A 15,031-nucleotide genomic window follows, 5' to 3' on the forward strand; every position below is an offset into this window, starting at 1 on the left:
CCTTGAATCATGACTCATCAATCAGCGATAGTGGGTACTAGCAGTTCGCGCATGCCCTCAAACAATTCTCGAACACAAATCGGTTGAGGTTCGGAGTCCCCGCGCCTGGCGTAGAGAAGAAGCCGTCCGGCCAGATTCGCCGCTCGGTTGGCATTGGCGATCGCGTCGTCAATGGCGTTCGCGTGCGGCTGCCCTTTTAACTGCCTCTGCAGCACGCGCAGATTTGCCATTATGACGGCCAGAACGTTATTGAAGTCATGGACGACAGTGCTGGTAAACTGTCCGATACTCTCCAATTTTTGTGCTTCGAATAGCTTCCCCATCGCTTCCTTAGCCTGCGCTGTGCGTTCTTCGACTTGACGCTCTAGGTCGGCGTTGAGATGGCGCAGTCGCTCTTCGCTTTCCCGCAGCTGATCTTCAACCTTACGGAATTCGGTGACGTCGACCTCGACCACGACGCCAGCGACGATCTGGCCACCCGAATCGTAAATGGGAGCTGAATTGTTGAAGAAGAAGCGCCGTTCGCCGGTCTGGAAATGCTCGCTTTGCACAAGCTCGTTGCGGATCGCCTCCCCGGTCTGCAGCGTTCGCGCCATCGCCCATTCCTCGGCCGTTAGGCGTTGGCCAGAGTTAGGCCAATAGCCAACCCAGTCGGAGTAGCCTTCCCAATTTGTCGTTACGGGCGGCGTCCCCCAAAGCCTCCGGCTCGCGGCGTTATCGCGAATGATCTTGCCATGGGCGTCCGCGATGATCACCCCTACGGGCAGTGCGTCAAGCACGGCGTTGAGCATTGCCTTGCTGAGCGCGCGCTCACCGGCGTGGGTGAAATGTTGACGCTCGTTCGGCTCAGGTTTGGTCTGCATGGGCACCGCGACGCTGGCAGGAGTTCCGCGTTCCTATGGGTCTTTCCTTCTACGCTATCCGCGTCGCACTTAATACAGTTTCTTCGAAAAACTACTCTAACTCAGTAGGGCAGGTCGGTCCTTTTGTCCGTTACCTGGCGAGCATAACGTGCGCCGAGATGTCGCTTCCTTGTGCGCTAGTTGACCTACCGGCTGAGCCGTCGTCTAGAAATTTGGTTGCGTGGCACGGGTCTGCAACGAGAGTTGTCCTTCTGGAGCGACCGGACATCCCTCCGCCATCTCCGCACTGTTGGATGCGACCGCGCGTTCTTACTGACCTGGTGAAAGCAGCGAGGTTCGCCTCGCTCCCTGCGCGTGTTGCGTCGGGGCTGCTCCCAATTTCCTGGCCAGCGATTCTGATGAGACTCGCCGAATCGTCCATCGGCAGCATCGGCCGGGCGAGCTGTTCGCGGTGTGCCCGGTACTGTGGCCGCCAAGCGCATAGTTGGGCGCTCACGAGTTGCCTCGGTTCAACGAAGGCGTCAAATCCGTCAGTGGCCTCGCGAGCCGTGGCGTCAGGAGAAATCGCGCAGCTTGATAAGCGCCCATCACCCAATTGAGCTCGCGGCGCGACCGCGCGGGGCTGGATGCTTGCTTTCGTCCGAGCATGTTTGGCGGGACGTCTCCGTTTTTGTGCAGGCGATAGCTCGAGCCTCCCTTTGGGCAGCCGAGGGCGTGGCATAGGAGCCGGTCGATCCGAGTCGCGGCAACAATGAGATCGACGGGAGCGGGGCCTGCAGAGCGGGCCCGACGAATCGGCTTCTTTACCGGCGCTGCGCGACCAGCATCTATAGCGACGTTCACACCATTCTATGGCGGGATCGGAGAACGGCTCTAATGTAAGAAAAAGCGTAGCGGTCTTTTGACCGCTCCGCTCTCGAGCAACAGAATCGGCCTTTTGTCCGTCAGCTTGAGCGCTGGAAGGAGGAAGTTTCCCCCTGGAGGGACACCGGTAATGAAGGGTCTAAGCTTCCTGGGAAGTCGCTCTCGTGGGGCAGAAAAGCAGGTTTGCTCCCGCGAAAAGCGCAAAGGGACTGGCGATGATAACCGTTTTCGCGCTGTGCGCGGGGGTCGTGGAAATGATGAACTTGCGTAAACGCAGACGGGGGAGTCGACCACAGTCACTTACGCAAATTAGAAAGACGCTCCACGGGATCTTCGATGCCGTTCCCGACGGCGTCATCTTGATAGATGAAACCGGGGCGATTCAATTCTTCAACTCCGGGGCGGAGAAGTTGTTCGGCTATCGGCGCGATGAGATCAGGGGAGAAAAAATTACGATTCTGATGCCGTCCTTAGATCAAGATGTTTATGACCGTTCATTCTTGAACTATCTGCAAGCTGGGATCAAAAAAATTACCGGGGTGGGACGTGAAGTTAACGCTCAGCGTAAGGACGGCTGCGTCTTGCCGATCTTTCTGTCCATCGGAGACACCCGATTGGGGGAGCGGCGAATGTTCGTGGGAATTGCGCAGGACCTGACAAGCCGCATTCGGGCGGAGCAAAAAGTGCTGACGCTTTCCTCTGCAATAGATCAAAGCCCAAATGCTGTGCTCATAGCGAATAAAGATGGTGTAATCGAATATGTTAACGGAAGCTTTGTGCGCCTGTCGGGATACGACGCTAATGAGCTCATGGGGCAAAATCCCAGGATGCTTCAAGCAGGGCACGCCGATCGTGACCAATATCGACGCTTGTGGCGGGCAATTCTTGAGGGCCGCGAATGGCGCGGCGAGATTGAGGACCGTAGGAAGGATGGCACCCGCTATTGGGCGAGACAGACGATAACACCTCTTCGCGATGCGCTCGGCGAGATCACGCATTACTTAGCGATTCAAGAAGACATCACTGCGCTTAAACTCGAACAGGAAGCTCTCGCGGAGAGCGAAGAAAGATTCCGAAACATCGCGGAAATGACGGGAGAGTGGTTGTGGGAGCAAAATCCCGAGGGTCGCTACACGTACAGCAGCGTGGCGGTTACAAAGATTCTCGGCTTTTCTCCTGAGGAGATCGTCGGGAAGTGCTATCTCGAGCTGCAATGCTCAGACGACCTATCTTCTGTCGCATCCAACCTCTCTCGACCGTATTTAAATCTCGTCAATCAGTATCGTCATAAGAACGGACACATCGTCTTCACCGAGTCGAGCGGAATGCCGCTCTTCGGAGAATCCGGCGAGATTTTGCGGTGGCGGGGCGTGGACCATGACATTACTGAGCGCAAGGCGTTTGAAGATGCCTTGCGTTTGCGCAATCGTGCAATGGAATCGTTGCATGTCGGAGTTGCGATATGTGATGCGCGAGTTCCGGGGCTTCCGAATATCTACGTCAATCCCGCGCTTTGTCGGATCACTGGGTATTCGACCGAAGAATTGATCGGCAAAAATACCCGCATACTACGCGGGCCCGAAACTGATCTCGCGACCCTCGAGAGGATGACCGAAGCCCTTGAGCATGGCCAAGATTACGAGGCAACGTTAAGAAGCTACCGAGAAGGAGGCGCCCCGTTTTGGAACGAGCTTTCTATCGCGCCAGTTGCCGACGAAAGCGGTGATATCACACATTATGTAGAGAGTCACACTGATGTGACCGAGCGCCGAAAGGCGGATGAAAATCGGCGACAACTGGAAATAGCAAAGCATATTCAACTGTCGCTTCTGCCAAGGACGACGCTGCGCCTCGCCGCGGCCGAAGTTGCCGGAGTTTGCCTGCCCGCAAGTCATGTCGGAGGTGATTACTTCGATTTCTTCGAAAATGCTAAAACAATCGACGTCGTAATTGCAGATGTTTCCGGACATAATGTCGGCGCAGCCCTTCTCATGACCGAATTGCGGAGTGCATTGCACCTTGAGACCCGGCTGTACGGAACGAGCGGACCCGCGCCGGGAAATATCCTGCATCAGCTGAACGAAGTGCTTTATGACGACCTAAACAAGACGGAATCATTCATCACAATGTTTCTTACAAAATACGACTCCGGCACAGGACTGCTGCATTATGCGAACGCAGGTCATAATAAAGCATTATTGTTGCGGGCTTCCGCCAACAGATGCTTATCACTTGATGCAAACGGCTTAGTCTTGGGGGCGATGCGTAACGTGACGTTTGAAGAGAAAAGCATTCAGCTCTTCGCTGGCGATCTGCTAGCGCTTTATACGGATGGTGTGATTGAGGCGAGAAACGCGAAGCAGGAATTTTTTGGGATCGACCGGTTGTCCTCGTCGCTGTTGGCGCATCGCGCTTCGCCTCCTGAAGACCTGGTGACGCGGATCCTCGCGGAGGTACGGGCGTTTTGCGCGGACTATCCCTTGGATGACGATGTTGCGATAGTCATTATGCGGGTTAAGGGGCCGTGCTTCTAGCACTACTTTGGCAGATTTTTAAGAGGCCCGGCACTTTTGGGATTCCCTCGGATTCGTTTTGCGTGTTTCATGGGTGGTCGGCTTTTGGAGGGCCGACCATGGACGAGAGCTGGAAGTCCGATCCTCGAACGTTGGCTCGCGCCTTTCATTGGCGCACTTCGGCACAAAACCGGGCGCGGATGTGTCCGGTTTATGTGGCGGGGCTGATCGGCGCAGGCGACCGCAAGAGCATGCAGCCCATGGCGGCGCGGGATGGCGACGTCGGCTACGACCAGCTTCATCACTTCATCGCCAGCAGCGTTTGGGACGCCGCGTCGCTGGAAAAGGCGCTGCTCCACGAAGCAGACAGAATGGTGCGCGGCTCAGATTCGTGGCTGATCATCGACGACACGACCCTGTCGAAGAAGGGCGCGCACTCGGTCGTCGTGAGGCCACAATACGCCTCGTCGCTTGGAAAGTCGCCAACTGCCAGTCGCTGGTCTCGCTCACACGCGCAGCGCCAGTATCGCTACGATCTCGACACACATTTGAGCGTCATACGATTTGGCTAGCGCAATGCGTTTAGCCCCGAGGCTGAGCGTCCGATGAATAGTCGATCTTGAAACAGCGAAGATCGAGGCTATCTCGCCGATGGGTCTCCCCAGCGTTGGGCACACACTCAGTGAGGACGCGCGCGATCAGAGGTTTATTGCGACAATACCGCCGGCAGTTCTCAGCACGCTCAGGATAGTTTCGCTGCGCCGATAATTCCCTCCAGCGCCGCCAATCCATCTGTGAGCGCCGCCGGCCCTGGTTGCAAGATCAAAGGAGACTTGATTTCATAGAGACGCCCATCGCGAACTGCTGGGACCGCTCCAAATCCAGGTCGGGCGACAACCTTATTCTTGTCGAATTTCTTGCCGCACCAAGAGCCGATGATGATGTCGGGCGCGCGACGGATTACCTCATCGGGAGTCACAACACGGTCCTTTGCGGATTTGCGGTTGGCGAGCTCGGAAAAAATATCGTCGCCTCCTGCAATATGGATCAGTTCGGACACCCAGGAGATACCCGATATCATTGGTTCGTCCCACTCTTCAAAATAAACTCGTGCTCTCGCGGCTTGCCCGGCTGTTCGCCGCCGCGTGGCTTCGAGGTTGGCTACCAGCCGATCGACCAAAGTGCTGGCGCGATCTTTCGCGTCTACAAGCGCGCCAATCATTCTGATCATGTCGAGAATCTCGCTGATGGTGCGCTGATTGAAGGCATGGACGGAGATGCCAGCCCGGATAAGCGTCCCTACAATATCGGCCTGCAGATCGGAAAAGGTCAGGACGAGGTCGGGCTCCAGAGCGAGGATCTTAGGAATAACTGCAGAGATGAAGGCCGAAACCCGCGGTTTTTCCTTACGCGCCTGCGGTGGCCGGACAGTATAGCCAGAGATTCCGACGATGCGCTGTTGCTCACCCAGCAAATAAAGGGTTTCGGTCGTTTCCTCGGTCAAGCAGACGATTCGTGTGGGCGGATACATGCTATTCGCCTTGGATTACGACAGAGGACGGCGGTGCCAGGCAACGGCGCCTGACTTTGAAGAATCCGCCGGCCTTCGTTGCAAGGAGAGCACGTCAGCAACAGGCAAACAAGACGCCAGCGACGGGGTCGACAGTGATGGGAAAAAAACGAAGCGCTCTCCGTCTCACCGGCAAGACTCGGAGCGCTCATGTTCGCAGTTCCTATCGAACGAGCTTGGCTTCCATCGGCGGGAACGATATTGCATCTTTGAAGACTGGGCCAGGCCTGATCCTGCTACCTACAAGGCGAAGATCCTTGTCGGCCTATTCTAGCGACTGTCGGAACGGGACAATTGGGCGAGCAGGTTCACTGATATGACGGCTCCTGTAAAGCGGATTGCTCTCTTGCACTTGGCTCCGGTCCCCGGCGCGTTGGAACAAAATCGGCAACTCGTCGAGGCGGGAATTGCATCCGCGGCCGATGCTGGCGCAGATTGGGTGATTACGCCCGAATTGGCGACCACTGGATATGAGTTCGCTGAGCACATAGGCACTGACTGGATCGAAAGCCAACCCGACGCGTGGGTTCAGGGCGTTGTCGACCTCGCGCGCAGACGTCGCACGACCGTCTTCCTTTCTGTCCCCGAGCGGGACGGGAACAAATTGTACAACACGATGATTGCCGTCGATCCGACAGGTCGAATCGCTGGGCGTCACAGGAAGATCAACACCCTGCGTGTCGGCGCCGAGTCATGGTCTTCGCCTGGGGACGGCGTTCACGCCATCCCTGTCGATGGATTTGGGCTTGTCGGTCTGCTCATCTGCGCGGACGCCTTCACGCCGTGGATCGCCCAAGCCCTTGCAGATCAGGGCGCGCGCGCGCTTGTATCATCCGCTGCCTGGGGGCCTGGGCTACATGGTCCCAACGGCGAATGGGAAGCCGTCAGTCAGAGGACGTCGTTGCCCATTTTCGTCTGCAATCGCACCGGGCAAGAACGTCAGATTGGCTTCGTCACGGCCCAAAGCGTCGTCGCATGTGGCGGCAAAAGGATAATCAGTTTCACGGCGCCGCGGAACGCCATTTTCTTGGTGGATTGGAATTTCGAGACAAACCAGCTTGTCGGGAATTCTCAAATAGCGCCATTTCCATAGCCGCGGAGAACAGATGCGACGGAGCGCCGACTGGAAGTCGGGCGCTCCGCGTAATGCTTTAGGCTCGGTGGGGCGCCAGTGTCGTCGACACCTTGCGCCGAGACCCGGCGCTCGCGACGACAGTCTTCAAAGCCCAGAGGCCGCCGAAGGCGCAGGCGTTGATCAGAAAAACCCGCCCAGCGGTCGCGGCCGCGATGTCCTCGGCGCTCATGCCGATGGCAAGATCTATCGCGAGCACCAACCCTTCATAAACGAGGAAAGCCGCAAGAAACGCAATGGCGCCGCCAACCACTCCCTTGAAGCGCCGAGTAGCCAGCCCCGCTGCTTCGCACGAAAGCGCGGCGATCATCCCGAGCGCCCCGCCCCAAGCGAAGGTCTCGCCATCCATGGGATAGTGCATAAAGGTGAAGCCCCATGCCTGATTGGCCAGCCACACGGCGCCGATCGACGCCAACGCCTCGCGACGGCCGAAGGACATGGCCGCGATCGCCGCGAAGGCGGCGAGCGGTACCGCGCAGGCGAAGCCTACCGTCGTCAGAACGCTTGCGATCGTGAGCGCGCCGATGCCGATCGCCGTACGCGATGGAGAAGACGCGATGTGCGAAGAAGCCAAATCAATTGTGGTCATTTCAGGTCTCCCTAGGTTGGCGATGGCTGAAACTCTTCGGCCATCGGCTCCGCTCGTCTTCGGCAGTTTCCGCTCGACGAGGAGGATGAAACCTGGCGGCCGTAGCTTGAATCGGCCGCCAGGATGCGCGAAACGGTCAGGCATGCGCGAAGCGGCCTGCCGAACGATCGATCGGGTCGGGGTCGGTCAGGCCAAACCATCGCGCCCGGAGTTTGTCCCACAAGGCGAGACGGGACCAGTCGGGTTCCTTCAGGATCTTGTCGGTCTCTGGATGCAGGAACGGGTTCGGCAGCAGGACCGTGATCTGTTGCTCGTTTGCGCCATTGAAGAGCTGAACGCCCCAGGACATGGGCACGCAGGTGCGCCCCATCCGGCGGTAGATCTCCGCCCGCGCCGTGCGCCGATGGCGGGCCAGTTCCGGCGACGTCGGCCGGTTACGCGGGCCCTTGTTTTCGCCAATGCAGACGTGGAAATGCGGAACCCCGAAAGCGACAGTCAAATAGCCGTCGAGCATGCCGATGCGCGTCGGTGGGCGATCGGTCTTCATCTCCCAGGCGGCGCCCTGAATGAGAATGCCGAAGGTGATTTCTCGCCAATGGTTCTCGAAGAGGTCCCGAAGCAGCTCTTCGAGGCTCGCCGGATCGGTCGGCAGGGAAAACACGTCCAAAGGCGTTCCGTCAGGCTCCACGACTCGTGTGGGCGACGATTCAGCAGCATCTCTACTGGTCATGCGATTTCTTGTCCCTGAAAGCAGTAAGGGGAGCGCTGGTACCGTTCCCCTGAACCTGCGCCAAAGTCGCCGCGCGGGCTCAGAACGACACCTTGATCGACCCACGAAACGTACGTGGCGCGCCGATGACGTTGAAGTTTAACTGTTGCATGTTCCACCCTACGCTTTCGGGATTAGTCAGGAACGCGCCCCCGTAAGGATGATACGGGTCGAAAGCCGTCGGCCCCAAGCCGCCCGTGACGAAGTAGGTCTTGTCCAAGAGATTGCTCACATTGAGTTGGGAAATGACTTTATATTTGTCGAAATTGTACTCATAAGCGCCAAAGAGGCCGATCAGGCCATAGCGCGGCGTAGACTGGCCAACGATATAAGTCCCATCATTCGCCGTGCGAGCGAAGGGAAGGTAGCCGGTATAATCGTAGCGCGCCCCCACTCTCAGCCCTTTCAACAAGCCGTCCTTGAATTCATAGGCTGACGATAACGCTCCGACATTTCGGGGAACGAAGGGAACCGGTTGCCCGGGGGCCGGCGCCGACAATTGATTCAGCTTGGTTTTGGCGATGATTGCATCGGTGTTGGCGTAGGCGAGGTTCACGCTCCAGCCAGGCAGAAGCTCGCCCTGAATGTCGAGCTCAGGACCCTGAGAGCGCGCTTGGCCTACAACATTCACGTATTGGAAACTCGACGTAAAGCTGAAGGGAAGGGAGACGGGAATATTGGTCTTGACCAGATGGTAGTAGGCGGCCGTGGCCTGAAGTCTCCCGTCGAACAGAGAAAGCTTGACGCCTCCCTCCTCCTGCTCGCCGGCGCTCGGGGGCGCCGGGTCGTTCGTGCCGTAAACGAGCCTGCCGTTGTAATTCGGGCTGTAGGACTGGGTGTAATTCCCGTAGAAACTGATCCACTCGAGCGGTCGCCACAGAAGCCCGGCACGCGGCGTGACTCTCTGCCCGACGAGCTGTTTCGTCGTGAGGATTGCGTCATAATTGCAGGGGAAGACAAGTCCTGCAATTGGGTTGATGGCGAAGGGCCCGCAGATGTCGGAGTTGCTGGTCCCCGTTCTGCTGTTGAGATATTGCCAGCGGGCGCCAGCGAGGACGTTAAAGCCATATGGCAACTTGATCTGATCTTGAAGATAGGCACCGACATTGTCAGAGTACTGGGTCGTGGCGCTGCCGGGATAAGCGTTATATGCGGGACTATAAGGAACCGGCGCGCCGAACAGACCGATCTGTTCCGGATAGGCAGTGTACAGATAAGAGCTTCTAAAATTCAAACGATAGTAGTCGGCTCCGGAAAGCAAAGTATGCTCGAGAAACCCGGTATCGAAATGGCCAACCAGGTTGGCCTGCGTCGAATATTCCGCCTGCCTGGTGTTAAGCGGGGAAGAAGTGTTAAACAGAACGACGCTGTTTTGAAGCGGCGGATAGTAAGGCGGGTAAGGTAAATAACAGGACGAGCTTCCAGGGGTCACGCAGTCAGTGATGAAGGAAGAACCGCCGTTGTTTAGCATATTGTTTTGAAATAACTGCACAAAGGCGGTTTGCTGGAACGACCAGTCTTTATTGAAGTCGTGATGAAACGTGACTTCGGTAAAGTCCTCCTGCTGATTGTAGGGCGATCTCGGCCCCCAGTTGAAACTGCGTCCAAGCCAAAGAGGGGAGAACATCCCGAAATACGGGGTGAAGAAATTATCTTGATTCATATTGTTTCGTTGAAATTGACTGGACGCCCTGATCCAGGTGCCGCCGTCAATATCCCATCGCAGGACGGGATTTATCATAAAATTTGTGGCGTAATCGAGCGAACGGAATGACCCGTCGTTCTCATACGACATGATGACGCGGTAGAGCAGATCCTTGTTTTGAGTGACGGGTCCTGTGGCGTCGAGGACCGTGCGGTAGGCGGCGTAACTACCGAACTGTTGCTGCAATGAAAATGCTGGCTTATCCAGCGGCTGCTTTGTGTTGATGTTAACGATGCCGCCTGGCTCCACCGCGCCATAGAGGATGGCGGCTGGCCCTTTCAGGACTTCGACGCTCTCCACATTCGCCATATTGACGCTGGCGACTCCTGCGGACGTGCCGAAGCCACCCACGCCGAAGCTGTCAATCCGGAAACCATCGCGGAAATAGTTTTGTGTCGGAAAGCCGCGAAGAATGATTTGCGTGAACGCGTTCCCAACCGCCGCGTTGCCGCCCCCCGAGAACGCGACGCCACTGACGTCTTTCAGTGCTTGATCGATTGTGATGACCTGCTGATCCCGAAGCATCTGCTGGGTGACCATCTTGGTCGTGACCGGCGCGTCCATGACCGGCGTGTTGACTTTGGTCCCTAGCGACTCGATCGGCGCGGCGTAGGACGTGGGATTATTGCAGATCCCATCGGCGCAAATTTGCCCGTTGTTCCCAGGCCCGATTTGCGTGCCGTTGCCATCAGCGGCCTGTTCGATAGCCGCTGGCGCTCCCGTCGTGGCGCCGCCGCCGCTCGCGCCGCGATTGGGGCTCGGTTTCGGCGTGCCGATCTCAATCGCCGGCAGCACCTCCTGGGCGAAAGCCGGCGCCGAAAAGATCACAGAAAGGACGCAGGGTAGGAAGGGCGAGCCACGCCGCAAGACGCCGCAATTGCGGTCTTTGTGGGCTTTCGGGAATTGGGATTTCATAAGCATGAGCTCGCAGCAGACGTGGACCGTCACTGCGAAAGGTCTGAGTCCATCATGGGCGACAACTAGCCCAAGATGGAGATCGACCGCCTCGGTGCACCCCGACCGACGCTATCGCGCGTGACCACGAATGATGGCAGGTCTCCTGGCTCGCGGGTCGTCGCCTTGAGCCGCCTTCCCAGGGAAATTTCCCCAGTGGCATATTGGCTCGAAGGCTCTCCGCTCACAGTTGCGGGGGCAGCCTCGGAATAGCGCTCTCGCGCGCACCGAATTCCCGTTTTGATCCCCGAAGGGAACCATCGAGATCATAAAAGCCTGTAGCAGGCGGACTAGTCAAGCCGTATGGATAAGAGCAGCGCAAAGATTCGATGGACCGTTGCGATTCCGCATCAACCGTGAACGCGACGGCGAATGAACCCCCGGGCCTCCATGACTTGAGCGGAAGCTTTCGTCGTGACCTAGGCACAACATGACGCTGCTTCGAGTTGCTTGCGCTTTGATCGCCCCTGGCAAAACGGGAAGAGCATTAAATCAAATGCGGTGAATCCGATCTTTGCTGCCTGCCGTTGGCCGAGAGTCATTCCCCGAAACGGTCGCCCAGTCGCGCCGCGTCCATAAGCCCCACCCCGTCGGTTCGACAGGAAAAGGCAGAAATCGATACTATACTTGTGCACGCGGAACTTCGGAGATGCCGCAACCTGCCGCCCTTACCACCGAAGGCGCTCACTCGGAGTTATGGAGCAAGACGCGCAGCAAAGTCCCTACTTTTGCAACTCAACTTGCGCAAAAGCGCTTTTTACGCCAGGCCTTATGACAAGTAAGAATGACGCTCTCGATCGCGTCGCGTATCTGTTCCTTCCGGGAAAACCTCCGTGGCAATGCAAGCCGACGGACAAGTTGGCGGACCCGCTATTCGGCTGATCCGGACGTTGTCACGACGTTGTCAAGGCGCATGAGGGTTTTGTCCCATTTGTCGATAAATCCCATAGCAAGCGCGGTCGCCACGAGCGTTGCAAGATTGCTGGGCTCATAAATTCCGGAGGTGCTGGCTAGTCGATTACAATAATCCTTATACCGTTCCGTTCGTCCGGCGACAGCAATTGCGATGTGGGCCCCGTGTCGGCAGGCGATATCGGGCCAACAGGTTTGTGGCAACAAACCCCAGGACAGCTGGTCGTGAAGATGAACAAGAGCTGCAACCGCTGCTACAGTTAATGGGTCGCGGTCCAGATCGTGGTCGTTTTGCCGGGCCAGCGCCGCTAATGCAGCCGGCAAGCGTCGACTTATCTCTTCGAACAAAGTGTCCGGCTGGCAGCCGAAGCGTTCGAGCAATCGGGCGCAGGAAGATTGACGGATTGGCGTGAGACCGTTTTGCAAGGCGAGCGTGTCTTTGACGGCGCGATGGACCGTACGGCCGATTAATTCTCCGAGCTTACTGTGATGTCCTGCTGAGGTTAGCTAGAGCGGTCCATCGGCGGGCGCCATCACGGCAATCTGATCGGTGCCAGTTCCCGTGGCGATCTGTGATGATTGCCGCGAGGGCGCCGACAACTCCTGCAACAAGGCCGTTTTGGCCTCGGTTGCGGTCATCACCGCGCGAACGAGCGCGCCATCCGACACAGGCGTGTTGATGACCAGCATAACGTTGATTGTTCCATGTTGGTCGGGCCCAATAGGGCCGAAGCGCTCGAAAACTCCGCTGAACTCATAATAGGACGACGGATCGCCAGCGCGGGCCGCATTCCCGTCGACGCCGCCGGTCGCGATCGTCGCCACGGCAAGGTCGCGAAATTGCTCTTCAGCGATGCAAAGATTATTCATATTCGCCGCGGTGCCGAGCCCTGCAGCAGTGGCGGCGGCAAGATCGTGTTCGGTCAATAGGAGGGAGTCGTATATTGCGGGGTGGCGGTGAGCCTTCATGAGTTGGTGCATCTCGTGCCCCATGGCTTCACAGCATTGATGATTGAACACGATATCGAGGTCATCGGCGAGACCTCCGTTTGAGGCGGAGGTCGAGAGCACCTTGAAGGGACGGCGAAACCGTAGGCTGACAAACTTGTAATCCCGGTGCAGCTCAACGGATTCGAAAAACGTCTTCAACAGCATCACGATCTCTTACAGCTTGTCATTGATGCACCGGTTTTCTGCAACTGCGAGGAACCGCGGTCAATTGGCGCTTCGCGCGTTTGCTCGATCGAAGGCCGCCTAGACACCGGCCTCCGAGCTTCCCCGCGGGGCGCGCAGGCGCCTTTGCCCCTGAAATAGCTCGAGATGGCCGTTTTTGTCGAAATCGAACGCCGCCTGCGTCATGCGATGCTCCGCTCGCGTTGAGGACAGGACATGGGAAGCGGCTAGCGCCGTCCTGCGACTTCACGCGTGCAGAACCCGCAAGCGGCCTCCGGGCGCCCCGCCCGTGGACGACTCTGCGTTCGCGGCAGGTCTCCTGGCTTGCGGGTCGCTGCGGGATCATCCTTCCCGGCGCTTTCGCGCCAGTGGCTTTTTGATCGCGCTCGCCGCTTACAGTTGCGGGGGCAGCCCCGGATTCGCCTTGCGGCTCACCGGATTCCCTCTTAGCTCCGGACGCGAGTCCAGAGACCGTGAACGACAATATCTAGAGGTAAATGTCGGGGGAATGTCAATACCTAGGGATGTCCGTTCTCAATTAAACGACCTTTTATACGCACGCCCGCGCCTTGATCAGCAGGATCACACCTGGTCGGGGACGAGAATGTCGCCGGGTCGAAGTGAACGCCGGCGAAGCTAACGCGCAAATTGCCGTTTCCTTGCCGCGCCGCGGTTTTGCGCGGTCGTGACGCCCAGCGCTTTCACGCCGAGCGCGGCAAGCGCGCGGGAGTCGCGCACATAACCCTCGCGCGCGACGATCTGGCGACACGCTGTCCAGCCGGATCAATCATGAAACTTAAATGTCAGAAGCTTGTCGACGAGCGAAGCGAAGAAGTGCTGCACTAGGTTGTAGATGATCACCGGAATCATCACCGCCGGATGGTCGGATAGCGCGAGTGACGCCAGGACAAGGCCCGCACCGTTATTGTTCATGCCGAGCCCGAACATTAATGACGCGGCGCCGGCGCGGTCGGCGCGAAAGCTCTGCGCAATCAGATAGCCGGCTGCAAACATGGCTGCGCAAAGTAAGCCGACGATGGCTAGAATCGCTCCGAGGAAGTCCAGGTCGGGCTCGGAGATGAGTTTCGGCAGGCTCAACGCGGCGTTCGAGTAATTGAGCAAGATCAACACGATCGAGTTCGTGAGCTTCAGATAGGGCGAGATCGAGGCAGCCGCCGTCTCTCCCAACAGCCGATGACCGGCAATGCCGAGCAGGGACGGGAGGATGACCCAGGCCCAAAGGAATGCGCCCGCGCCATTGCTCGCGAGTTCGTGCAGGTCCTCAGAATAGTCTCCTGCGGCCAGAAATGCGACTGAGTGGAGGACGATCGGTGTCAACACAGGGCTGAGCAGCGTGGTCAATAGGACGAGGCCAAGACTCAAGGCAAGATTGCCGTTTGCGTTCTGCGCCCAGGCTGTCGACGCCCCAGCGATCGGCATGGCGGCAATGAGCGCGAGGCCTGTTAATATTTGCTGAACCTCCTCGGGGTTGTGCCAGAATTTCATCGTGATGCTGACCGCAGTGATGAAGGCAAGGGGAGCGAACAGGTTTCCCGCAACGCCGGCGGCCAGGAGACGCGGATACCGTGCGACTGTCCCGAGATCCTTGCTCCTGGCGCCCAAGCCGGCGTTCAGCAGGAGGAACGCTAGCATCGCGGGCGGAAGTGAAAGCGCGATCCTCGATGGACCCAGCGCGATTGATCCGAATTCGGCGCTGCGAATTGAGAGGCCGAGCCCGGGGAAAAACGCCGCGGCGAAGTAGGACAAGAGGATCAACCAGATGAAGTAAGAATGGATCGCGTGATGGATCGACGTCATGCGCTTCGCGAGTGAAACTCCCGTAGTCATCCGCGGGTTCGAGCTCAACAAACCGCTCCTTGTCTCGGTAGCAATTGCGCCTATGCATCTCAAAATACACGAGCAACCGCCAGCAGAGCTGGAGCATAGCATTTATCTTTGAATGCGTCAGGCGGGTGATTTTCTCTGC

At 57.8% G+C, this 15,031-nt stretch carries 10 protein-coding genes, 1 pseudogene and 2 riboswitches; of the genes and pseudogenes, 3 read left to right on the top strand and 8 right to left on the bottom strand.

Annotated features, from left to right (window positions below):
* Nucleotides 1-17: 17 nt before the first annotated feature.
* Nucleotides 18-863: a PAS domain-containing protein gene (locus tag RVU70_RS21160; RefSeq protein WP_363352454.1), complete on the bottom strand. Its 846-nt coding sequence runs from the start codon at nt 861-863 to the stop codon at nt 18-20.
* 1,028 nt (nt 864-1,891) lie between these two features.
* Between RVU70_RS21160 and RVU70_RS21165 the strand changes: the two genes are divergently transcribed.
* Together RVU70_RS21165 and RVU70_RS21170 are read left to right on the top strand one after the other, a co-directional pair.
* A complete protein-coding gene (locus RVU70_RS21165; protein WP_363352456.1) occupies nt 1,892-4,261 on the top strand; it encodes a PAS domain S-box protein in 2,370 nt (789 codons plus the stop codon).
* A gap of 98 nt (nt 4,262-4,359) precedes the next feature.
* Nucleotides 4,360-4,757, top strand: a pseudogene (locus RVU70_RS21170) (transposase); the annotation flags it as partial.
* A 225-nt stretch (nt 4,758-4,982) separates the two neighbouring features.
* On the opposite strand, the gene RVU70_RS21175 reads toward RVU70_RS21170, so the two are convergent.
* The gene (locus RVU70_RS21175; RefSeq protein ID WP_363352458.1) at nt 4,983-5,771 is read right to left on the bottom strand and encodes a cobalamin-binding protein; all 789 of its coding nucleotides are present in this window, start codon (nt 5,769-5,771) and stop codon (nt 4,983-4,985) included.
* A 355-nt stretch (nt 5,772-6,126) separates the two neighbouring features.
* On the opposite strand from RVU70_RS21175, the gene RVU70_RS21180 reads away from it, so the two are divergent.
* Nucleotides 6,127-6,903 (top strand): carbon-nitrogen hydrolase family protein, encoded by a 777-nt coding sequence (locus RVU70_RS21180; RefSeq protein WP_363352460.1) that lies wholly within the window; start codon nt 6,127-6,129, stop codon nt 6,901-6,903.
* Between the two features lie 58 nt (nt 6,904-6,961).
* On the opposite strand, the gene RVU70_RS21185 is transcribed toward RVU70_RS21180, so the two are convergent.
* The 6 genes from RVU70_RS21185 to RVU70_RS21210 form a co-directional block, all read right to left on the bottom strand.
* Complete coding sequence (locus RVU70_RS21185) at nt 6,962-7,531, bottom strand: hypothetical protein (protein ID WP_363352462.1); 570 nt, start codon at nt 7,529-7,531, stop codon at nt 6,962-6,964.
* A gap of 136 nt (nt 7,532-7,667) precedes the next feature.
* Nucleotides 7,668-8,261 carry a hypothetical protein gene (locus RVU70_RS21190; protein ID WP_363352464.1) on the bottom strand — a complete coding sequence of 198 codons (594 nt, stop codon included), beginning with the start codon at nt 8,259-8,261 and terminating at the stop codon, nt 7,668-7,670.
* A 79-nt stretch (nt 8,262-8,340) separates the two neighbouring features.
* A complete protein-coding gene (locus RVU70_RS21195; protein WP_363352466.1) occupies nt 8,341-10,920 on the bottom strand; it encodes a TonB-dependent receptor in 2,580 nt (859 codons plus the stop codon).
* Nucleotides 10,921-11,037: 117 nt separating this feature from the next.
* Nucleotides 11,038-11,236: riboswitch (cobalamin riboswitch) on the bottom strand.
* A 593-nt stretch (nt 11,237-11,829) separates the two neighbouring features.
* Nucleotides 11,830-12,297: a hypothetical protein gene (locus tag RVU70_RS21200; protein ID WP_363352468.1), complete on the bottom strand. Its 468-nt coding sequence runs from the start codon at nt 12,295-12,297 to the stop codon at nt 11,830-11,832.
* Nucleotides 12,298-12,378: 81 nt separating this feature from the next.
* Nucleotides 12,379-13,026, bottom strand: a complete 648-nt coding sequence (locus RVU70_RS21205) for an adenosylcobinamide amidohydrolase (RefSeq protein WP_363352470.1) — start codon at nt 13,024-13,026, stop codon at nt 12,379-12,381.
* A gap of 309 nt (nt 13,027-13,335) precedes the next feature.
* Nucleotides 13,336-13,535: riboswitch (cobalamin riboswitch) on the bottom strand.
* A gap of 292 nt (nt 13,536-13,827) precedes the next feature.
* Nucleotides 13,828-14,862: a bile acid:sodium symporter gene (locus tag RVU70_RS21210; protein WP_363352472.1), complete on the bottom strand. Its 1,035-nt coding sequence runs from the start codon at nt 14,860-14,862 to the stop codon at nt 13,828-13,830.
* Nucleotides 14,863-15,031 lie beyond the last annotated feature (169 nt).

This window comes from Methylocystis echinoides, from assembly GCF_040687965.1.
Lineage (GTDB): Bacteria > Pseudomonadota > Alphaproteobacteria > Rhizobiales > Beijerinckiaceae > Methylocystis > Methylocystis echinoides_A.

Excerpts from the sequence above, each read along its gene's own strand:
- RVU70_RS21205 (WP_363352470.1), bottom strand. The coding sequence starts at position 13,026 with ATGCTGTTGAAGACGTTTTTCGAATCCGTTGAGCTGCACCGGGATTAC.
- RVU70_RS21185 (WP_363352462.1), bottom strand. The coding sequence starts at position 7,531 with ATGACCACAATTGATTTGGCTTCTTCGCACATCGCGTCTTCTCCATCG.
- RVU70_RS21195 (WP_363352466.1), bottom strand. The coding sequence starts at position 10,920 with ATGAAATCCCAATTCCCGAAAGCCCACAAAGACCGCAATTGCGGCGTC.
- RVU70_RS21180 (WP_363352460.1), top strand. The coding sequence starts at position 6,127 with ATGACGGCTCCTGTAAAGCGGATTGCTCTCTTGCACTTGGCTCCGGTC.
- RVU70_RS21190 (WP_363352464.1), bottom strand. The coding sequence starts at position 8,261 with ATGACCAGTAGAGATGCTGCTGAATCGTCGCCCACACGAGTCGTGGAG.
- RVU70_RS21210 (WP_363352472.1), bottom strand. The coding sequence starts at position 14,862 with ATGACGTCGATCCATCACGCGATCCATTCTTACTTCATCTGGTTGATC.
- RVU70_RS21175 (WP_363352458.1), bottom strand. The coding sequence starts at position 5,771 with ATGTATCCGCCCACACGAATCGTCTGCTTGACCGAGGAAACGACCGAA.
- RVU70_RS21160 (WP_363352454.1), bottom strand. The coding sequence starts at position 863 with ATGCAGACCAAACCTGAGCCGAACGAGCGTCAACATTTCACCCACGCC.